The sequence below is a fragment of the Bacillus safensis genome, from assembly GCF_039619585.1.
Classification (GTDB): Bacteria; Bacillota; Bacilli; order Bacillales; family Bacillaceae; genus Bacillus; species Bacillus safensis.
Map to the genome: position 1 here is coordinate 891,700 of NZ_CP154909.1, position 22,142 is coordinate 913,841.

Genomic DNA, 22,142 nt, shown 5'->3' on the forward strand with positions numbered 1-22,142 from the left:
AGGGGGACATATCAATGAATGCAGATGTTCATTTTCAAGTGAGTGATGTGTTGAAAACAAAGTATTTTGCCCATGCAAAAGTGTTAGCAGGGGAAAAGGGATTGTTTCGGCAGGTCAAATGGGTCCATGTGCTAGAAGTGCCTGCTGTAGAAGATTTGTTAAATGGGGGAGAGCTCATACTAACAACAGCCGCAGGCTTTCATGATCAATTGGATGTGTTTCAAGCATTTTTAAAACAGCTGATCGATTCTGGTGCGGCAGGCTTGTGCATTGAATTTGTTCCGCTCAGATTCGATGTGCCGGAAGAACTGATTGCGTATGCAGAAGAAAGAGATTTTCCGCTGATTCTGTTTACAAAAGAAGTGAAATTCGTCAACATTACACAGCATCTCCATACGAGGATGATTGAACGCCAGTATCAAATGATGGCTGATTTAGAAGCACTGTCATCAAAGCTGAATGAGCTTTTGCTGACTCCGCATCCGCAGATGGATATTTTGGATCAAGTGTATCAGCACGTAAGGGGCATTCTTTTACTTATTCCTGTTCAGGGGGAGCCGATTATTTTATGTGATTCCTCTAAACAAACCGAAGAGCTGGTCATGAATTATTTACAGTTTGCTTCCTTGCCAAAAGGATATGAAGTGACCAAAAAAGAAGTGCTTGCACTCAAGCAGACATTTGCAGACCTTGTGCTTATTCATCAAACGAACGCGCTCTCAGAATTCGAACTGCTCGTCATGGATAAAGGGGCAAATGCTCTTGCACAGCAAACGCTAAGAGAGCTTTATACAGAAGAATTGAAGAAGACAAAAGAGAACGAATGGCTGCAAAAATGGTTCCAAGAAGAGCATTCAGAAAGAGATATTTTAGAGCATCTTGAAGAAACAGAAGGATTGAAAAAACCAACCGGCTGTGTGGTCATGCTCTTTCAAAAGCATCATCAAATCGAAGAAATTGCAGGAAATCTTTATTTTCTCGTATCGTGCCGCTCCATCTTTCAGCGAGCAGGTTTCCACTTGATTCCGTATGAGCATCAAGGACAAACCTTGTTTATTTTATTGAACACGAGAAAGAAGGAGGACTGGAAAGAGCGTGCAGAGAAGTCGGCAGCTGACATCAAACAATTGTATGATCGGGAGCAGCCACGCGGAACTGTGATCAAATTTGGCATCGGTCCATATTGTGAACAGTTTCAGCATATGAGAAAAAGCTTTCAGGCAGCCAAGGAAGTGCTGCATATAAAGAAAGTGATGCCCCAGCGGGTGGAAAGCCCATTTTATCAAGATTTGCATATGCTCCGTCATATGCCTGTCATGCAGGAAAGCGGACTGCTTGAATGTATGGTGAAAGAGTATTTGGAGCCTGTGATTTTATATGATAAGCAAAATAGCGGAAGACTCTATCAAACGCTGAATATCTTTTTACAGACAAACGGTTCTAAAAAGGAAACTGCAAGCCGGCTCTATATTGTCAGGCAGACCCTTTATCATAGACTCGATAAACTGCATGCATTGCTTGGTGAGGATGTGATGCAGGCACCGAAACGACAGGCGCTTGAATTTGCGATTCTTGCATATGAATTCCTGCAAGGAAATCGCCGTTAACAAGGTATGTTAGATTTGCTAAGGCAACCGAGTAGAGTGTCTTATGGTTCTTTTCAATCAGTTGACGATCTGTCTAATGTAATCAGCCCGTCCCCTTTTTTATAATGAAAGTAACGATTGGTTCTCTCTTACGGGCGGCCTAGTTTCAGTTTCATATGCCTCCCTTTTCATCCATATAATGAATGGAGAGGCAGTGTGCTGCTGAACCGGTCTAAGCTTCTTTAATGATGAAAACGGATACATGGGGGCGGGAAGATGAAAATACATGAGCAGGCTCAAAATCTTCAGGCGAAAGATGATCAGTTGATCTGGCATCATATGAAAGGGACAAACAAGGAAAATGAAAGCATGGTCATTCACGAGGCAGAAGGCGCATGGGTGACTGATATTCATGGGAATCGATATTTAGACGGGATGTCAGGTCTTTGGTGTGTAAATGCCGGTTATGGCAGAAAAGAGCTTGCAGAAGCGGCATATAAGCAGCTAAATACAATGCCTTACTATCCGCTGACGCAAAGCCATGTGCCTGCGATTCAGCTGGCTGAAAAGCTAAATGAATGGCTTGGCGGGGACTATGTCATCTTCTTTTCTAACAGCGGTTCTGAAGCCAATGAAGCCGCATTTAAGATCGCCAAACAATATCATGCGCAAAAAGGAGAGAGCACAAGAACAAAGTTCATCTCCAGGTATCGGTCGTATCACGGCAATACAGCAGCAGCCCTTGCCGCAACGGGGCAGGCGCAGCGTAAATATAAATATGAACCATTAGGTCAAGGCTTTATCCATGTCGCACCGCCTGATATGTATCGTCATCCTGAGGATCAAGATACATTGGCAAGTGCTGCGGCAATCGATCAAGCCATGACGTGGGAACTAAGTGAGACCATTGCTGGGGTCATTATGGAGCCGATTATTACAGGCGGCGGTATCTTAATGCCTCCGAAAGGGTATTTGAAGAAGGTCAAAGACATCTGTGAGGCTCATGGAGCGCTTCTCATTGTGGATGAAGTCATCTGCGGATTTGGCCGGACAGGGAAGCGGTTTGGTTTTATGCATGAGGAAGTAAAGCCGGACATTATCACAATGGCAAAAGGGATCACAAGCGGCTACTTACCTCTTTCTGCAACTTGCGTGAAACGAGAAATCTATGAAGCATACGCAGGAGAAGATACGTATGACAGGCTGCGCCATGTAAATACATTTGGCGGTCACCCTGCTTCTTGTGCGGTTGCACTTGCCAACCTAGAGATCATGGAAAACGAGAAATTAGTAGAACGGTCTGACACGCTTGGGCAAGACATGCTTGAACGTTTGCAAGAGTTAAAAGAGCATCCATTTGTCGGTGATGTCAGAGGGAAAGGCCTGCTGTTTGGAATTGAGCTTGTCCAGGATCAACAGTCCAAAAAACCAGCTGACCCACAGGTTGTCGGTCAATTAATTGCAGAATGTAAAAAACGCGGACTGATCATCGGGAAAAATGGTGATACGGTTGCCGGCTATAATAACGTTGCCCAGCTTGCACCTCCGCTAAATATAACAGCCGAAGACGCTTCATTTATTATCAACACGCTAAAAGAAAGCATGGCACAGTTATAGCAGAGAGATTTTTCTCTGCTTTTTTCTATGGGAAGAGCACATACATAGATCCAGTAAGATGCTGCTAGGTGAAATCGGCATTGGATACACTAGGTGTATTGAAAAATAGAAGATATTCTATTACTGTTAGGAGAAGACTGAACCAATACACTTAGAAGGAGACGGCATATGAGTTTTCATGATCAACCCATTCTACCTGCTGTTCGCAATATGAAGCAATTTGAGGAATTTTTAAAAAGTCCATTTACATATGGGGTCTTACTTGATGTCCATTTAGGCCGGCTAAAGGGCATCATGAATGAGGCAAATGCTCATCATAAAAAAATGTTTGTTCATGTCGATCTCATTCATGGGATCAAACATGATGAGTATGGAACGGAATTTATTTGTCAGGAAATGAAGCCGGCAGGAATTATTTCTACTAGGTCTTCTGTCATAGTAAAAGCCAAGCAAAAGAAGGTATATGCCATTCAGCGAATGTTTTTACTTGATACAAGTGCCATGGAAAAAAGTATGGAGTTCGTAGGGAAACATCGCCCAGATTTTATTGAAGTATTGCCAGGGGTTGTGCCGGATTTAATTACAGAAGTGCGCGAGCGAGCTGGTATTCCAATATTTGCAGGCGGGTTTATCCGCACAAAAGAAGATGTAGAAAGAGCACTTGAAGCAGGAGCTACAGCTGTGACAACATCGAATACAGCCCTTTGGAAAGCGTTCCAAAAGTGAAAAAGATAAAATGTGAAAATTGATTGACAACGTTTTCATCCTCTGATACTATAGCACTAAGTTAATATCATGTGATGGAGAAACGGAGATCCACAACAGCGCTTTACTAGGTGACAAATGACCCTGATGTAAAGTATGTTTGTTGTGGATCTTTTTTCTTTATCTTTTTTTACACATTCATAGGGGATGGCAACTGAACCAGAGGAGGAATTTTCATGACACCATTTTGGGGTGAAGTCGTAGGTACAATGCTTCTCATTATTTTTGGAGGCGGTGTATGTGCGGCAGTCAATTTAAAGAAATCGCTCGCATATCAGTCCGGCTGGATTGTAATCGCTTTCGGATGGGGATTTGCAGTAGCCATAGCAGCTTATGCAACAGGTGGAATAAGCGGAGCGCATTTGAATCCAGCACTAACAATTGGGCTTGCGCTTGAAGGAAGTTTTCCTTGGGCTGACGTACCAATGTATATTGCCGGTCAAATGCTTGGCGCATTAATAGGAGCTATTATTGTCTTTTTACATTACTTACCGCACTGGAAAGCAACAGACGATCCAGGTGCAAAGCTGGGTGTATTCTCAACTGGTCCTGCGATTCCGCATACTTTTGCAAACGTACTTAGTGAAGTCATCGGTACATTTGTATTGGTTCTAGGAATCTTAGCGATTGGTGCAAATAAATTCGCAGACGGAATCAATCCGCTGATTGTTGGATTCTTAATTGTGGCAATTGGTCTTTCTTTAGGCGGAACAACTGGTTATGCAATCAATCCTGCACGTGATTTAGGTCCGAGAATTGCACATGCGATTCTGCCGATTCCAGGTAAAGGTCCATCGAATTGGAAGTATGCTTGGGTGCCAGTCATTGGTCCAATTTTAGGCGGCGCATTTGGCGGTGTTTTCTACAATGCAGCCTTTAAAGCGAACATCACTCCAGCCTTTTGGATTGTAAGCGTTATTTTAGTTGTGGTATTGTTAGGACTCTATGTCTCTACGAAAAATCAAACAAATGCTGTAAATGAAAGTATGTAAGGGGAGGAAAACATCATGGCAAAAGAAAAATATATTCTCGCTTTAGATCAAGGGACAACAAGCTCAAGAGCGATCTTATTTGATCAAGAAGGCAAAATTGCCCATACAGCTCAGAAGGAATTTAATCAATATTTTCCGAACCCAGGCTGGGTAGAACATAATGCAAATGAAATTTGGAGCTCTGTTCTATCCGTCATTTCAACTGCTTTAATTGAATCAGGCATTGAAGCAGATCAAATCGCCGGTATCGGAATTACGAACCAGCGTGAGACAGCAGTTGTTTGGGATAAACATACAGGCGCACCCGTTTATAATGCAATTGTTTGGCAGTCTAGACAAACGTCAGGCATTTGTGAAGAGTTAAAAGCGCAAGGACACAATGAAACGTTTAGAAATAAAACGGGTCTTCTCATTGATGCTTATTTCTCAGGGACAAAAGTAAAATGGATTTTAGATAATGTAGAAGGTGCTCGTGAGAAAGCAGAAAATGGCGACTTGCTGTTTGGCACAATTGATACATGGCTCATTTGGAAGATGACAGGCGGTCAATCACACGTCACAGATTACTCCAACGCGTCAAGAACATTAATGTTCAACATTTATGATCTGAAATGGGATGAAGAATTACTTGATATTCTTGGCGTACCTGCTTCTATGCTTCCAGAGGTGAAACCATCCTCACACATCTATGGTGAAACAACAGACTATCACTTCTTCGGCAGAAATATCCCGATTGCAGGAGCTGCGGGAGACCAGCAGTCTGCACTATTCGGTCAGGCTTGCTTTGAAGAAGGAATGGCGAAGAACACGTATGGTACAGGATGTTTCATGTTGATGAATACAGGGGAAAAAGCAATTAAGTCGGATCATGGTTTATTAACGACAATTGCATGGGGCATTGACGGTAAAGTTGAATATGCTTTAGAGGGAAGTATTTTCGTAGCTGGTTCAGCGATTCAGTGGCTGCGCGACGGACTGAGAATGTTTAAAGACTCAAAAGACAGCGAAGCCTATGCAAAGCGCGTTGAGTCAACAGAGGGCGTATATGTCGTTCCAGCATTCGTTGGTCTAGGCACACCATACTGGGACAGTGATGTCAGAGGCGCTGTATTCGGATTAACACGCGGTACTTCTAAAGAGCACTTTGTCCGTGCAACGTTAGAATCACTTGCTTATCAAACGAAGGATGTTTTAGATGCGATGGAAAAGGATTCAAACATCTCATTAAAAACGTTGCGTGTGGATGGCGGAGCTGTAAAGAATGATTTCTTAATGGGCTTCCAAAGTGATTTGCTGGATGTACCAGTAGAACGTCCAGAAATTAATGAAACGACGGCACTCGGTGCGGCCTATCTTGCGGGAATAGCAGTTGGCTTCTGGAACGACCGTTCAGACATTGCAAAACAATGGAACCTTGACAAGCGCTTTGACCCTAAAATGGAAGAGGACAGCCGCGACTCGTTATACAGCGGGTGGAAAAAGGCTGTAAAAGCAGCTCAAGCTTTCAAATAAACCAAAAGTATGGTATACTTCAAGTAAGTTAATAGAACGGTTGGAGAACTGGAGAGACCGCAGGCACCGAAGTGTAGAAATACGCTTTGGGTGTTTGCGGTCTCTTTTTCTTTACCGTACAACATGGGAGGAACAAGAGATGACTTTTTCTAGCTTAGAAAGAGAACAAATGCTGCAGGAAATGACAAAAAAACCATATGATGTGTTTATCATTGGTGGGGGTATAACAGGCGCTGGTACAGCACTTGACGCGGCTTCACGCGGAATGCGTGTCGGTCTTGCAGAAATGCAGGATTTCGCAGCAGGTACGTCTAGCCGCTCAACGAAACTAGTGCACGGCGGACTTCGTTATTTAAAACAATTTGAAGTGAAAATGGTCGCAGAGGTCGGTAAAGAGCGTGCCATTGTATACGAAAATGGTCCTCATGTCACAACGCCAGAATGGATGCTTCTTCCGATGCATAAAGGCGGGACATTTGGTAAGTTTTCAACCTCTATTGGGCTTAGAGTGTATGACTTTTTAGCTGGCGTAAAGCATAGCGAACGCAGAAGCATGCTAAGTGCAAAAGAAACACTTGAAAAAGAACCGCTTGTCAAAAAGGACGGCTTAAAAGGCGGCGGTTACTATGTTGAATACCGTACAGATGATGCACGCCTCACAATCGAAGTCATGAAAGAGGCTGTGAAATTTGGAGCGGAGGCGGTCAACTATGCGAAAGTAAAAGAATTTATTTATGATAAAGGCAAAGTGGTTGGTGTTGTCATTGAAGATGTCATGACACAGAAAACCTACGATGTGTATGCGAAGAAGATCGTCAATGCGACAGGTCCATGGGTAGATCAGCTGAGAGACAAGGACCACTCAAAAGAAGGAAAACACTTACAGCATACAAAAGGAATTCACTTAGTATTTGACCAATCGGTCTTTCCATTAAAACAAGCGATTTACTTTGACACACCTGATAAACGTATGGTCTTTGCCATTCCAAGAGAAGGCAAAACGTACGTTGGAACAACAGATACAGTGTACAAAAAACAGCTGGAGCACCCGCGTATGACAAAGGCCGATCGTGACTATGTCATCCAAGCGATTCAGTACATGTTCCCTGATCTCAATATTACAGAAAAAGATGTAGAATCCAATTGGGCCGGTCTTCGTCCGCTCATTCATGAAGAGGGCAAGGATCCTTCAGAAATTTCTCGTAAAGATGAAGTGTGGACATCATCTTCAGGCTTAATCACCATTGCTGGCGGTAAATTAACAGGCTACCGTAAAATGGCTGAGCATATTGTCGATCTAGTACGTGATGGACTGAAACAGGAAACGGGCAAAGATTATGGACCATGTAAAACAAAACATATGCCAATCTCAGGCGGCCATGTAGGCGGATCTAAAAACATGGCAGCCTTTGTTCAAGCGAAAACAGCAGAAGGAGCATCTGTTGGTTTAACAGAACCGATTGCACAAAAACTAGCTGAAAAATATGGCTCAAATGTCAGCAGTCTCTTCAAACGTGTCGAGCAGCTTCAAGGGGAAGCAGACAAACGAAATATTCCAGCGTATGTACTGGCAGAGCTTGTCTATGCGATTGAAGAAGAATTAGCCGTTACTCCTGTTGACTTCTTCTTAAGAAGAACAGGAAGCCTATTATTTAATATCAATTGGGCAAAAAAATATGCACAGCCAGTCATCGATTATATGGCAGAACGTTTTGGCTGGGATGAAGCAGCAAAACAGAAATATCAATCAGAATTAGATCAACTATTCCATGAAGCAGTCGTACCGCTTGATGCTGAATAAAAAGAAGACAAAGGGCTAAAGCAAGATCATTTTAGCTCTTTGTCAACAATCTGAAAGCCGATCATGTATCGGCTTTTTTTATTTGTGCAGCATTTTTTCCAACTGCTAATGATATAGCATGACATAAAGGATGATTCCATATAAAATAACAGTAGATGTTATTTTATTGATGATAAGAGCTGGGGAGGACGACCATGAGTTGGAAGACGAATTATGAGCGATGGATCAATGAGAAGCACCTGGATACTGAACTAAAGGAATGGCTGGAGACGCATCAAGATGACCACCAGGCCCTTGAAGACTGTTTCTACAAAAACCTTGAGTTCGGCACTGGAGGAATGCGCGGTGAGATTGGTGCAGGCACGAACCGAATGAATGTGTACACTGTTCGTAAAGCATCAGCAGGTCTTGCTGCGTATATTGCGAAACATGGAGAGGATGCAAAAAGAAGAGGCGTCGCCATTGCATATGATTCACGCCATAAATCGCCTGAATTTGCAATGGAAGCAGCCAGAACACTTGCTTCACAGGGCATTCAAACGTACGTATTTAATGAATTGCGTCCGACACCAGAGCTCTCCTTTGCGGTTCGTGAGCTGCATGCATTTGCTGGAATCGTCGTGACAGCAAGTCATAATCCACCAGAATATAATGGCTATAAAGTGTATGGTGAAGATGGCGGGCAGCTGCCTCCATTTGAAGCAGATCAAGTCATTCAAGAAGTAGATGCAATTGAAAATGAACTGTCGATTTCAGTTGATTCTGAAGAAACGTTGAAACAGCAAGGGCTGATCAAAATAATCGGAGAAGAAATCGACCATGCTTATATTGAAAAATTAAAAACCATTAGTGTGCACCCTGAGCTGGCACATGAGGTCGATGTCAAAGTCGTGTTTACTCCGCTTCATGGGACAGCCAATCACCCTGTCAGAAACGGGCTGCAGGCTCTTGGATATCAGCATGTCACTGTTGTGCCTGAGCAGGAAAAACCGGATCCACAATTCTCAACAGTGACCTCGCCGAATCCAGAGGAGCATGCAGCATTTGAGTACGCCATCAAGCTTGGTGAAAAACAAAATGCAGATATTCTCATTGCCACAGACCCAGACGCTGACAGGTTAGGTATTGCGGTCAGAGATCACGAAGGAGAATTTACTGTCTTAACAGGCAACCAGACAGGCGCCCTGCTGCTTCATTATTTATTGTCTGAAAAACAAAAGCTGGGTCAATTGCCGCCTCGTCCCGTTGTGATGAAAACCATTGTCACAAGTGAGCTTGGGCGCGCTGTAGCATCAGCTTTTGGTGCCGACACGATAGACACACTCACAGGCTTTAAATTTATTGGAGAAAAAATTAAGCAGTTTGAAAAGAGCGGAGAATACACGTTTCAATTCGGTTATGAAGAGAGCTATGGCTATTTAATTGGTGATTTTGCCCGAGATAAAGATGCGGTGCAAGCGGCACTTTTAGCCGTTGAAGTTGCTGCCTTCTATAAAAAGCAGGGCAAGTCCTTGTACGATGCGCTTGTCGATATTTTCAAGCAGTTTGGATTTTACCAGGAAGGATTAAAGTCGTTAACCTTAAAAGGAAAAGAAGGAGCAGAGCAGATTTCAGCGATCCTTCATACCTTTAGAACAAATCCGCCAGCTGCCATCGCAGGGCAGCGGATCACAGTGATTGAGGATTATCAATCAAGTCAAAGACAACTTGTGGCTGAAAAGAAAGAGGAAACCATTCACCTGCCAGCATCAAATGTGCTGAAATATTTCCTTGAGGATGGTTCTTGGTTCTGCTTAAGACCTTCCGGCACTGAGCCTAAAGTGAAATTTTATATTGCAGTCAAAGGCACGTCTTTAACAGATAGTGAAGAAAAGCTAAAGCATTTGTCAGAAGAAGTGATGAAAGTCGTTTATGATATTGTGGAAGAAACAGCGAAATAACGAAAGACAAGGCCATCGTGTATGAATGCATGATGGCCTTTTCTCAGCCAAAAGGATGAGAAGAAATCATTCTTTTGGAGAAAGAGCGACGAGGGGGCTCATGGTATAATGAGCGTAATGATAAGTGAAGGCTGCAAATGCCGGGGGTAAACAGTATGGGAGAATACCAAGAGAAGGTTGAAACATTAAAAACGTTAAAAGAAATTGCTGAAAAGCTAAATGAAGGCATGGAAATGAAAGAAACGCTCCATGAAGTGCTCCATATGCTGATGGATGTCACAGGTTTTCATTCAGCATGGATTTATTTTATAGAAAAAGACGGGTCATATGAACTGATGGCAGAGGTTTCCTTACCTGAAGCACTCGCAAAGCATCAAAAGCAGCTCATGTGTCAAAATGATTGTTATTGCATCAACCGATACACAAAAGGCTCGCTGCAATCAGCCACCAATATTATTAACTGCAAACGGATTGAAACGGCAATTGAAGAAAAGCTCGGGGATACAGAAGGAATTACTCATCATGCAACCGTACCGCTAAAAGCGTGTAAGCGTACGTTCGGCTTATTAAATGTGGCGGCAAAAGGAAAAGTCACATTTACGCAAGAGGAGCTGAATTTGCTTGAAAGCATTGCACTTCAAATTGGCACCGCCATTCAGCGGATGAAGCTTGTGCAAAATGAACAGCAGCACGCACTTCTGGAAGAAAGAAACCGGCTCGCACAGGACTTGCATGATTCTGTCAACCAAATGCTGTTCTCTGTGAGTCTGACTGCTAAGGCTGCACGGCAAATGACAAGCGATCAACATCTAGGGGAAATGATTGATTTTATTCAGCATTTGTCTCAAGACGCTCTGATTGAAATGCGGTCACTCATTTGGCAGCTGAGACCAAGAGGCCTTGAAAAAGGGTTTACGACAGCAATTGAAGAGTATGCACAGCTTTTAGGATTACGCTGCACTTTATCTTTATCAGGCTGTATAGAAATGGACCATTCTCACAATGAAACTTTCTTTCGGGTATGTCAAGAAGCGCTCAATAACTGTCAAAAACATGCGGAAGTAGAAGAAGTCGAGGTCAAGCTTGAGCAATCAAAAGACACGTTGGAGATGAAAATCATTGACCACGGAAAAGGTTTTCAATATGACGAGCAGATGAGCCTTCTTTCACTTGGGCTGAAAGGGATGTCTGACCGCATCCGAAGAGCAGGTGGTACATTTTGTATCCATTCAGAGTTAGGTAAAGGGACTACGATTCATGTAAAAGTGCCATTTTCACAAGAAAGGAAGGGATCGTCATGAGAGTTGTCATTGCAGATGATCATCATATTGTGAGAAAAGGGCTTGTGTTTTTCTTGCAGACACAGTCTGATGTGGACATCGTTGGTGAGGCGTCCAATGGGCAAGAGGCATTAGAGGTTGTCAGAGAAACCCTGCCTGACATTGTCTTAATGGATTTGTCTATGCCTGTAATGAATGGCATTGAGGCAACGAAACAAATGACGCTGGAAATGCCGGACTCCCGCATTGTGATCCTGACAAGCTATGCGGATAAAGATTATGTCATTCCCGCCATTCAAGCAGGGGCGAAAGCCTATCAATTAAAGGATGTAGCACCAGAAAAGCTGCTTTCGACCATGATTGAAGTTCAAAATGGCACCTACCAGTTAGATGGTCATATCACGACCTTTCTCGTGCAGCATCTGACAGAGCCAAAAGAGCAGAAATGGGCATTGATGAAAGAGCTCACCAATAGAGAGCGAGATGTCTTATTTGAGATTGCAAAAGGCAAAAGCAACAAAGAAATTGCCTCATCGCTGTTTATTTCTGAAAAAACTGTTAAAACGCACGTATCTCATGTATTATCAAAATTAGAGCTGGCAGATCGAACCCAAGCGGCTCTGTATGCAGTGGATTATCAAAAAAATCAGCCGAAAGAGCTGCTATGACAAAAGGAGATCTAGGCGTCATGCTAAAACTTTTAAGCGCACATTCAATTCAATGAATTGAATAAAAAAGAGAAGCATGAACAGTCTAATTTCTAATAGAAAAACCATAAAAGACTTGATGAGTGTATGCTCATCCAGTCTTTTTTTATTTTAAATGAGGGGATGAACCGGTCAATCACAGGTGAATGTAAAATAGGAGGGGATCTAGTGGAGGCATATGAATTAGTAAGTGATTTTCGTCATGATGATGACAAATTAAAAGAGAACTTGAATAAGCTTGCGATCCATACATTAACTCTAACGCTTCCCATTACAGCGCACTGCTAATTGTATATAAAAGGGAAGGGCTAAAAAAAATTCATTTTAGCCCTTTTTCTTTATGTGTACATCGGTTGTGAATAAACTTCAGAAGCAGCAGCCTCTGAAGCATGATCAATGTACTGCAGGAGCCCATATAAACATTTTTCAACATCTGCATCGTTCCGGTTAAATTGATACGCATGTAAGAAATGCTCAATACGTTTCGAGAGCAAATCATCTTGCGTACGTACCATAAGAATAAGTAAATTATCCCATTGCGAGCGATGCGTATAATAAAGTGCTTTATCATAATCCGCCACATTCATTAAACCTTCTCCTTTCCCTTGAGAAGTCTTCATTAGTTTGCTCGGATCATATCGACTTTTTCAGGGGAAAAGTTGGTGTCCGCATCAATCGTGTACCGGGAATTATAGGCTGAATAATTGCTTCATGTATGAAAAAGGACAGGCTTGCTAAACCTAAACAAAACATATATGAAAGTGAGTTCAATGATATCATGCAGCCGAAATGGTGGATGCTTATTGCAGCAGGAATCGTTTTGCTTGGCAGTTTGATGATTCATCCTGCATCAAAAGCAGCAGTGCAGCCGTTTGAAAATTGGGAAAGACTTGCGTACACAGCGTTTAAAGATGAATATAAAGGTGCCGCATTAAATGATTATCATTACATTGGCCGGACAGAAGTGAATGATGAGCAGACAAAAGATGTGTTTCGCGTCACTGTAAAGGAAGGATCAACTCGCTTTGCCTCACATGCAGAAATTTATTTTCATCCGGTGACTGGTCATTTGATTAGTATTAACGTGTTTCGATTATAAAGAAGTCCCTTTTTTTGTAAAGGGTGCTTGAGGCGTTCAGTCAAAAAAGACAAAGGGCTAAAATAAAGATCATTTTAGCCCTTTGTCCAACAATTTTTTCGAAATGGAATTACTTCATGCTACCTTGAAGATAAGCGCGAATATCCACACCAAGTGAATCTGCTAATCGCTGGCCGTAATCTTCATCGGCACGATAGAAGTTGCAGATTGCAAGTAATTTTGTTTGGTCATTCACATCTTTCAAATCAGCTGTTAGGTTTTTAATCAATGCTTGTTTCTCTTCTTCAGAGTAGCTTCGATATTTTTCTCCAGCTTGTTTGAAATCGTTCGGTTTTTCAATTTTTTGTCTCACCATACGGTCACCGTGAAGAACTGGCTCACTTTCTTTGTAGTGAGGGTTTTCTTTTGGCTGATCGGCATAACGGTTTGGTTCATAGTTAATATGACCGCTTGGACGAGTCGTTGTCATAAAGCCATCCTGCTGGTTATTGTGTACAGGTGCATAAGGGCAGTTAACCGGAATGCGCATGTAGTTCGCACCGAGTCGGTGGCGCTGCGTATCAGGATATGAGAACAGACGGCCTTGAAGCAGTTTATCTTCAGATGCCTCAATTCCTGGAACAAATGCACTTGGCGTGAAAGCAGACTGTTCTGTTTCAGCAAAGAAGTTTTCAGGATTGCGGTTGAGTGTCATGCATCCTACTTTTTGAAGCGGGTAATCTTCCTCGCTCCACGTTTTTGTTGGGTCACATGGATCATAATCAAGTTCATCATAATCGCTAAGCGGCATAAGCTGAACATATAAGTCCCATGCTGGGAAGTTGCCTTTTTCAATGCGGTCATATAAATCTCTTGTCGCATGCTGGAAATCGTTTGCTTGAATTTCCGCTGCTTCTTCCATAGATAAGTTGCGAATACCTTCAGAAGGTCTCCAGTGATATTTTACATATTTTGCTTCGCCGTATTTATTCACCCATCTAAATGTATGCACACCAGAACCGCGCATTTCAGCATAGCTTGCAGGGATTCCTTCGTCAGAGAAAAGCCATGTGAGCATATGAGTGGATTCAGGCGTTAAGGTCATAAAATCCCAATAACGGTCAGGATCTTGAATATTGGTTACAGGATCTGGCTTGAGAGAGTGAACCATATCAGGGAATTTCAATGCATCACGAATAAAGAAGATCGGCAAGTTGTTACCAACGAGATCATAGTTGCCTTCTTCTGTATAAAATTTGACAGCAAAGCCGCGCGGGTCACGCAATGTTTCAGGTGAACCTTTCGGATGAATAACGGTGGAGAAGCGAACAAAAACGTCTGTTTGTTTTCCTTCTTCACTTAAGAAGGCTGCTTTTGTATGTTTCTCCATGCTGTTTTCTACTTCAAACACACCGTAAGCGCCGGCGCCTCTTGCATGAACGACGCGCTCTGGAATACGTTCACGATCAAAGTGTGCGAGTTTTTCAATCAAATGGTAATCATCAAGAAAGGTAGGTCCGCGGTGACCAGCTGTTCTTGAGTTTTGGTTATCGCCAACAGGCACGCCTTGGTTCGTTGTCAAATTTTTATGATTTGAATTTGTCATTCTTTTCTCCTCCTGTAAACAAAAAAGTGTTTTCTAGCAATCTATATACCCTAATTATATTGAATCAAACATGATAGTCAATATTTATTTATAATAATTTTAAATAAATTATTATTACAAGAAGGTAAAGAAAAAGACGAAAGAATAAATTCTTTCGCCTTAAAGCAGGAGCTCTCTAAGAGCATCTTTGTTTTGTGTTAAATCGTTTAGTGTGTATCGGTCTAGAACGCTTAAATAAGCAGTGAGTGCTTCATGAAGTACATGCTTTAATGAACAAATTGGGGAGATAATGCAGCTGTTTTTCTTTGGATCAAAGCATTCAACCATGACTAAATCATCCTCTGTATAACGGACAACCTCTCCAATATTAATGCTTTCTGGGCTTTTTCCAAGCCTGATCCCGCCATTTCTTCCGCGAATCGTTTCCACATACCCGCGTTTTCCAAGATGATAAATCACCTTCGTCAGATGATTTTTAGAAATGCCATAAACATCGGCGATCTGCTGAATATTTGACAGTTCATTATTTTCTCTCGAAGCTAAATAAATGAGTACCCTTAATGAGAAATCTGTGTAATTCGTAAGTTTCATTTTGACGACCTCTAAACCTAATAGAGTTTTGTATCATCGTAACACATTTTAGACAAAAACTGTTCGAGAAAGTGTAAAATGTGACAACATTTAAAACATGTATTATAAATATTGCTTTTAGAGACTGTCATCCATTACGATAAAGATGTATTTAAAATACTTCTTTTGAAAGAAGGAATGACGATGTTATCTAAAGATCAAATGAATGCAATAAAGCAATCAGCTCCTCTACTAAAAGCCGAGGGAACCAAACTTGTCACTGTTTTTTATCAAAATATGATTCGCCAGCACCCGGAGCTGCTCAATCAATTTAATAAAACAAATCTGATGAACGGAAGTCAGCCAGAGGCACTTGCTGCGACACTATATCAAGCTGCACTGCACATTGATCGATTAGAAGAATTACTTCCTGCGGTCAAACAAATTGCCCATAAGCATGTCAGTGTCATGGTCAAAAAAGAACAATACCCAATTGTCGGATATCACCTGATTGAAGCGATGAAAGATGTGTTTGGCTTAAGAGAAGAAGATGCCACTTTATTAGCTTGGAAAGCTGCATATGACATCATTGCGAATATTTTCATTACCATAGAAGCAGAAATGATGGATGAAAATGTGAAACAGACAGGCGGATGGGCAGATGTGAAGCCGTTTGTGATTAAGAAAAAGAAGCAAGAATCTCCATCGCTTATCTCTTTTTATTTAGTACCAGAAGATGAATCAGAGCTGCCATTGTATCAAGCAGGCCAATACATTACGGTTCAGGCAGATATGCCAGGAGAAGCCTATATGTGCAGCAGACAATATAGCTTATCAGACGAGCATCATCCATCTTATTACCGTATTACAGTGAAGCGTGACGGTCATGTGTCTACATTTTTGCATGATGAAATGAAAGAAGGGGACGTTCTTCAAGTGAGTATGCCGCAGGGAATGTTCTGCTTGCAAGGAGACACAAAAGAGCCTGTTTATTTCATCAGTGCTGGGTCTGGTGTCACACCAATGATTGGTTTAGTGAAAACTGCCGCACAAAACAGCCAGACATTCACGATGATTCATGCAGATCGATTAGAGGATGTAAATGCTTTTGAAAATGAGTTTGAACGCGTTCTAGCTTCAGCTTCCCATGGGCGCATCATCCTATGTAACGAACAATTTGCGCAGTCTGGAAAGGGTGAGCTTGTTGAGAAAGCGTCTTCCCGCATTGACCGTCCATTTCTTCAATCGGTGATCGGAGAAGGGAAAGGCCAATTTTATCTATGCGGTTCCCCGGTGTTTACACAGGAGATCATTCATATTTTAAAAGAGCTTGGAATTCCATCGCGCAATATTCATGTCGAAGCATTTGGCGGACAATCCACAAAAGAAATGGAAGTCGTCTAAACGGTTGGCGGAACATCATGTTTTTTTACATACGCTCATATAGTAGGGATAAGTCCGATGAGGAGGGATGGTTTCCTTGAGCGTATCTGAAAAACGTCTTTTACAAAGAGCGATTGATGAAATTACAGAAATTGCAGAAGGATTTGGTCTAGATTTTTATCCGATGAGGTATGAAATCTGTCCCGCGGAAATTATTTATACGTTCGGTGCATATGGAATGCCAACACGATTCAGCCACTGGAGCTTTGGGAAGCAATTTCATAAAATGAAGCTTCATTATGATTTAGGATTAAGCAAAATTTATGAACTGGTGATCAATTCAAATCCTTGCTACGCCTTTCTACTAGATAACAATACGCTCGTTCAAAATAAATTAATTGTGGCTCATGTATTGGCACACTGTGATTTCTTCAAAAATAATTGCCGTTTCCAAAACACAAAACGAGATATGGTCGAAAGCATGTCAGCAGCGGCAGAGCGGATCAAAGAATATGAGCATATCCACGGAACAAAAGAAGTCGAAGCCTTTTTAGATGCCGTATTGGCTATCCAGGAGCATATTGATCCGTCTCTTGTTCGATCAAAATTAAGCTGGAATATGGACGATGAAGAAAGTGAAGATGATAAACCAAAACGTCAAACGCCTTATGATGATTTGTGGGGAATGGATGAGCCGAAAATGCGTGAGAAAAAGAAAACCGTTAAGCAGTTTCCGCCAAAGCCCGAAAAGGATCTTTTACTCTTTATTGAAGCGCATTCCCGGGAGCTGGAGCCATGGCAGCGGGATGTTCTTACCATGCTGAGAGAAGAAATGCTCTATTTTTGGCCGCAGCTGGAAACAAAGATTATGAATGAAGGCTGGGCATCGTATTGGCACCAGCGGATTATGCGGGAGCTTGATTTGGATTCAAGTGAATCGATAGAGTTTGCGAAATTAAATGCAGGTGTGGTGCAGCCATCTAAAACAGGCATCAATCCTTACTATTTAGGGCTGAAAATTTTTGAAGATATTGAAGAACGCTATAACAACCCATGTGAAGAATTAAAAAAAGCAGGGGTCACAGAAGGATCTGGCCGCAGTAAAATGTTTGAAGTCAGGGAAATTGAATCGGATATTTCCTTTATTCGAAACTACTTAACGAAAGACCTTGTGATGAGAGAAGACTTGTACTTGTTTCAAAAGCAGGGGAGAGACTATAAAGTCATTGATAAAGAATGGAAGGCGGTTCGTGATCAGTTAGTCAGTATGAGAGTGAATGGCGGCTTTCCGTATTTGACCGTGATCGATGGCGACTATTTAAAAAATAACGAACTTTATATCAAGCATTGGTATGAAGGCATTGAACTTGATCTGAAATACTTAGAAAAAGTCCTTCCGTATTTATATCAGCTGTGGGGAAGAAGTGTGCATATCGAGTCAGTTCTTGAAGGAAAAGAAGTGATGTTTTCTTATGATGGAAAAGGGGTTCATAGGAAATATCTCGCTTAATGATCATAAAAAAAGATGTCCTCAAACGGACATCTCTTTTATGTGACTGGGGCTGGATTAAATAGACACAAATCGTTATGAATCCCCCAATGATCGGCCCATGTTTCTTTCCGGCCGCTGGCGATATCTAGTATATAATGAAACAGGTCTGTACCGACTTCCTCGATTGTTGCTTCTCCGGTTGCAATACGGCCGGCATCAAAATCAATAAGATCCGGCCATTGTGTCTGTAAGCTGGTTTTCGTAGAAACTTTTATTACAGGTGCTGCTGCTAGGCTGTATGGAGTTCCTCGGCCTGTTGTGAAAATTTGTACATTCATACCAGAGGCGAGCTGCAGTGTTCCGCAAACAAAATCGCTTGCCGGCGTCGCAGCAAATATCAGCCCTTTGGTGGCCGCTTTCTCACCAGGCCCAATCACACTAGATATTGGACTTGTGCCAGATTTGGCGATAGAACCAAGCGCCTTTTCTACGACATTGGATAAACCGCCTTTTTTATTTCCTGGGGAAGGATTTGCACTTCTATCTGCTTGACCTCTGCTTAAATAGTCGTCGTACCATTTCATTTCCCGTATAAGTGCCTGCCTCGTTTCTTCATTCAAAGTTCTTGGAGTTAATAGGTGAATGGCATCACGCACTTCTGTCACTTCTGAAAAAAGAACCGTTGCTCCTGCTTTGACAAGGAGGTCTGCTGCATATCCAACGGCGGGGTTTGCTGTTACACCTGAGAATGCATCGCTTCCACCGCATTGTAAGCCTACCACTAAATCCGATACAGGACATGGGACGCGTGTCCGCCTATTGAGTTTCTTTAGTTTGTGCTCTGCAGCCTTCAGAATGGAGGTAATCATTGAAGAAAAGCCTGATTCCTCCTGTAATGTTAAAATATCGTCTTGCCGCTCTTCTGACACAATGCGTGATGGTATGAGTTTTTCACAGCCTAATCCAATGACGAGCACTTCTCCCCCAAAGTTCGGATGTGTGGCTAAGTTTTGGATGGTTCTGATGGGAATGACCGCATCTGGTGCATGAATGGCCACACCGCAGCCGTATTGGTGGTGGAGGGGAATTACGTCATCCACATTTGGATATTTCGGCAGCAGATCTTCCTTGATTTTTTTGACCGCATAGTCAAGAACCCCAACGACACATTGCACGCTTGTTGTAATCCCGAGAATATTTTTAGTACCAACAGAATGATCTGGATTTCGGTATCCCTGAAATTCATAACCATCAAGCTTTTTAAGCGGAGGACCGCTGTATGTTAGGCATGATAATTTGTCTAAAGGAGGAGGAGCTGGCATTTGAACGAGCTCTTCTTTCACCCAGCTTCCCTGTATGATGGTTTCGTTAGCGTATCCAATGATTTCACCATATCGCACAATTGGTGCATGCTGTTCAATTGTCTTAAGTGCAACTTTATGCCCTTGAGGGATGCGTTCAGTTAACGTCAATCCACTTGAAAAGCTGGTGCCAGCTGGTAGTCCGCCATCATTTACGATGATTGCTACATTATCCTTTGAACTTACCTGAATATATAGGGGTGCTTCCTTTGCTTTTTGATTCAAGAGATCACTCCTTTGAAAGCGCTGTCTTTTTAAGAGGAGAGGAAGCATATCCGCTTCCGTATCATGGCGTTTGATTTAATCCTTTTAAAATCTTATCACGTACAAACTTCAAATGTTCATGCATATGGAAGTGTGCTTGATATGGGTCTCTAAGCTGAAGCGCTTCATAAATTTTCTGATGATAATTAACGGTCACGTTTTTTTCTCGATAAGGAATTTGGCTGTCAATCTTGGCGTGTGATACTAAAAGCGCCTGAATCATGCCTTCAACAACTGGATTGTTTGCACTTAAGGCAATAATCCGGTGGAATTCTTTATCGGCTTCACCATAGTTGTTATCTGTACTTTCCTCAATCATTTCAATGGTTCTTTCTAATTTTTTTAATTCTGCATCACTAATTTTCTCAGCAGCAACGGTGACAAGGCCTAGTTCTAGTACCATACGAGCTTCTAGAATGGCTGGTAAATTATCTTGAGCCAGTGCGAGCATAACTGAAAATGGCTGATTGCTAATTTTATCATTAAAATATGTACCGCCTCGTGTTTTTCTAGTGATAACGCCTAATGTTTCAAGAGAACTTAAAGCTTCGCGCAACACAGGGCGGCTTACCGATAAAATATCCATGAGTTCCATTTCTGTTGGCAGTTTGTCACCAGCTTTTAATTGTCCGCTAGACAATAAATGAACGATACGTTCTATGACTTGTTTTGCTAATGTTTTTCGATTCACTGTTTCAAATTTAAGTTCATCCATACTTTCATTCACGAGTCATTCTCTCCCTTCAGTTGTTCAATTGTAAGACAAAATGAAGGGGAATACAATCATTTACAGTCAAACTACCGAATCAAACACGGTTTTTTCGGGTCGAATGTCCAGCCATTCATGAGATATTGCATCTGAATGGCATCATTTCTTGCACCAAGCTTCATTTGTTTATATAAACGGTTGGCTTCCTCTATCTTTTCTAGATCAATTTGAATACCCAGCCCGGGTTCTTGTGGCACTTTGACACGACCTTCTTTGATTGAAAGTGGGTTCCTTGTTAAATGCTGGCCATCTTGCCATATCCAGTGGGTATCAATCGCTGTTATATGACCTGGTGCAGCAGCGGCAACGTGTGTAAACATGGCCAGGGAAATATCAAAATGGTTGTTTGAGTGCGATCCCCAAGTCAAGCCGTTATCATGACACGTTTGAGCGACTCTAACTGAACCTTCCATTGTCCAAAAGTGCGGGTCCGCCAGTGGAATATCAACTGCATGTAATTGGATGGCGTGTGACAATTGACGGAAATCAGTTGCGATCATATTTGTAGCCACTTGAATGCCGGTAGCTCGTTTGAATTCGGCCATTATTTCTCTTGATGAGAATCCGTCTTCTGCTCCACATGGATCCTCTGCATATGCAAGCACATGTTGTTTTCCTTTGCAAAGCTGAATGGCTTCATCAAGAGACCACGCTCCATTAGGATCAAGTGTGATGCGCGCATTTGGAAAACGTTTTGAAAGAGATTCTACAGCTTCCATCTCTGCTTCCCCGGAAAAGACACCGCCTTTTAACTTGAAATCCTGAAATCCATAGCGTTCATAAGCCGCTTCAGCCAAACGGACAATGTCGATCGGTGTTAGTGCTTTTTGACGCCTTAGCCGAAACCAGCTGCAAGATGAATGATCTTCTTTCAAATAGGGGAGAGGGGTTTTCATTTGATCCCCTATGTAAAATAAATACCCAAGCATGTCAACGACCTGTCTTTGTTGACCTGTTCCTAATAAAGAGGCAACCGGTTCTTCTAAAAATTGACCTAATAAATCCAAGAGAGCCGATTCTAACGCTGTAACAGCATGTATTGTTGTCCGTAAGTCAAAGGTTTGATTGCCTCTCCCGCTTCTATCGAGGTCTTGATATGTTTGCTGCACCGACTGCAGGATGGCATGATATTGCCCAATTGGTTTTTGGAGGACAAGTCTGGCGGCTTTTTCAAGTGTTTGTCGAATGTTTTCACCGCCGGGAACTTCTCCGACTCCTTGACGGCCGCTGCTGTCTGTTAGTATGACAACATTTCTTGTGAAAAAAGGTCCATGCGCTCCGCTTAGATTCAAAAGCATACTGTCATAGCCGGCAACAGGAATCACCTTCATGTCAGTAATGTAAGGGAGATTGTTTGTTCGTTCCTTTTTGACTTCTTTTAAGTATTGATTCATATATATCCTCCTTTATATAAAGCGC

18 protein-coding genes are annotated in these 22,142 nt (G+C 42.2%); 12 read left to right on the top strand and 6 right to left on the bottom strand.

Annotated features, from left to right (window positions below; translation table 11 throughout):
- Positions 1-14 precede the first annotated feature (14 nt).
- The 9 genes from AAYR28_RS04510 to AAYR28_RS04550 all read left to right on the top strand — a co-directional run bounded on the left by AAYR28_RS04510 (position 15) and on the right by AAYR28_RS04550 (position 12,161).
- Positions 15-1,607, top strand: a complete 1,593-nt coding sequence (locus tag AAYR28_RS04510) for a PucR family transcriptional regulator (protein ID WP_345808938.1) — start codon at positions 15-17, stop codon at positions 1,605-1,607.
- Between the two features lie 255 nt (positions 1,608-1,862).
- Positions 1,863-3,203 carry an aspartate aminotransferase family protein gene (locus AAYR28_RS04515; protein ID WP_065214171.1) on the top strand — a complete coding sequence of 447 codons (1,341 nt, stop codon included), beginning with the start codon at positions 1,863-1,865 and terminating at the stop codon, positions 3,201-3,203.
- Between the two features lie 168 nt (positions 3,204-3,371).
- Complete coding sequence (locus AAYR28_RS04520; protein ID WP_024425304.1) at positions 3,372-3,929, top strand: glycerol-3-phosphate responsive antiterminator; 558 nt, start codon at positions 3,372-3,374, stop codon at positions 3,927-3,929.
- Positions 3,930-4,144: 215 nt separating this feature from the next.
- The gene (locus AAYR28_RS04525; RefSeq protein ID WP_176967553.1) at positions 4,145-4,960 is read left to right on the top strand and encodes an MIP/aquaporin family protein; all 816 of its coding nucleotides are present in this window, start codon (positions 4,145-4,147) and stop codon (positions 4,958-4,960) included.
- A 15-nt stretch (positions 4,961-4,975) separates the two neighbouring features.
- On the top strand, positions 4,976-6,472 hold the full coding sequence (gene glpK / locus AAYR28_RS04530) for a glycerol kinase GlpK (RefSeq protein ID WP_034282273.1): 1,497 nt from the start codon (positions 4,976-4,978) through the stop codon (positions 6,470-6,472).
- A 139-nt stretch (positions 6,473-6,611) separates the two neighbouring features.
- Positions 6,612-8,273, top strand: a complete 1,662-nt coding sequence (glpD, locus tag AAYR28_RS04535; protein ID WP_065214172.1) for a glycerol-3-phosphate dehydrogenase — start codon at positions 6,612-6,614, stop codon at positions 8,271-8,273.
- A gap of 194 nt (positions 8,274-8,467) precedes the next feature.
- Positions 8,468-10,213 carry a phospho-sugar mutase gene (locus AAYR28_RS04540; RefSeq protein ID WP_101677422.1) on the top strand — a complete coding sequence of 582 codons (1,746 nt, stop codon included), beginning with the start codon at positions 8,468-8,470 and terminating at the stop codon, positions 10,211-10,213.
- Between the two features lie 155 nt (positions 10,214-10,368).
- The gene (locus tag AAYR28_RS04545) at positions 10,369-11,514 is read left to right on the top strand and encodes a GAF domain-containing sensor histidine kinase (RefSeq protein ID WP_101677421.1); all 1,146 of its coding nucleotides are present in this window, start codon (positions 10,369-10,371) and stop codon (positions 11,512-11,514) included.
- A complete protein-coding gene (locus AAYR28_RS04550) occupies positions 11,511-12,161 on the top strand; it encodes a response regulator (protein ID WP_101677420.1) in 651 nt (216 codons plus the stop codon). The genes AAYR28_RS04545 and AAYR28_RS04550 overlap by 4 nt, the downstream gene beginning before the upstream one ends.
- A 377-nt stretch (positions 12,162-12,538) precedes the next feature.
- Here AAYR28_RS04550 and AAYR28_RS04555 read toward each other — a convergent pair whose 3' ends face one another.
- Positions 12,539-12,787 carry a YhdB family protein gene (locus AAYR28_RS04555; protein WP_024426598.1) on the bottom strand — a complete coding sequence of 83 codons (249 nt, stop codon included), beginning with the start codon at positions 12,785-12,787 and terminating at the stop codon, positions 12,539-12,541.
- A 191-nt stretch (positions 12,788-12,978) separates the two neighbouring features.
- On the opposite strand from AAYR28_RS04555, the gene AAYR28_RS04560 reads away from it, so the two are divergent.
- The gene (locus AAYR28_RS04560; protein ID WP_427846923.1) at positions 12,979-13,299 is read left to right on the top strand and encodes a YqzG/YhdC family protein; all 321 of its coding nucleotides are present in this window, start codon (positions 12,979-12,981) and stop codon (positions 13,297-13,299) included.
- 109 nt (positions 13,300-13,408) lie between these two features.
- On the opposite strand, the gene AAYR28_RS04565 is transcribed toward AAYR28_RS04560, so the two are convergent.
- Both AAYR28_RS04565 and AAYR28_RS04570 read right to left on the bottom strand, forming a co-directional pair.
- Positions 13,409-14,884 carry a catalase gene (locus AAYR28_RS04565; protein WP_101677418.1) on the bottom strand — a complete coding sequence of 492 codons (1,476 nt, stop codon included), beginning with the start codon at positions 14,882-14,884 and terminating at the stop codon, positions 13,409-13,411.
- Positions 14,885-15,043: 159 nt separating this feature from the next.
- Positions 15,044-15,475: an Rrf2 family transcriptional regulator gene (locus AAYR28_RS04570; RefSeq protein WP_024425294.1), complete on the bottom strand. Its 432-nt coding sequence runs from the start codon at positions 15,473-15,475 to the stop codon at positions 15,044-15,046.
- 183 nt (positions 15,476-15,658) lie between these two features.
- Here AAYR28_RS04570 and AAYR28_RS04575 point away from each other — a divergent pair, with 183 nt between their 5' ends.
- A complete protein-coding gene (locus AAYR28_RS04575; protein ID WP_101677417.1) occupies positions 15,659-16,858 on the top strand; it encodes a globin domain-containing protein in 1,200 nt (399 codons plus the stop codon).
- A 67-nt stretch (positions 16,859-16,925) separates the two neighbouring features.
- The gene (locus AAYR28_RS04580; RefSeq protein WP_369877304.1) at positions 16,926-18,347 is read left to right on the top strand and encodes a SpoVR family protein; all 1,422 of its coding nucleotides are present in this window, start codon (positions 16,926-16,928) and stop codon (positions 18,345-18,347) included.
- Positions 18,348-18,385: 38 nt separating this feature from the next.
- Here AAYR28_RS04580 and garD read toward each other — a convergent pair whose 3' ends face one another.
- From garD to AAYR28_RS04595, 3 genes are all read right to left on the bottom strand, one after another.
- On the bottom strand, positions 18,386-19,963 hold the full coding sequence (gene garD / locus AAYR28_RS04585; protein ID WP_061109607.1) for a galactarate dehydratase: 1,578 nt from the start codon (positions 19,961-19,963) through the stop codon (positions 18,386-18,388).
- Positions 19,964-19,976: 13 nt separating this feature from the next.
- A complete protein-coding gene (locus AAYR28_RS04590) occupies positions 19,977-20,669 on the bottom strand; it encodes a FadR/GntR family transcriptional regulator (RefSeq protein ID WP_369877328.1) in 693 nt (230 codons plus the stop codon).
- 83 nt (positions 20,670-20,752) lie between these two features.
- Entirely contained in the window at positions 20,753-22,117 is a 1,365-nt protein-coding gene (locus tag AAYR28_RS04595) for an enolase C-terminal domain-like protein (protein WP_101677414.1), read from the bottom strand.
- Positions 22,118-22,142 lie beyond the last annotated feature (25 nt).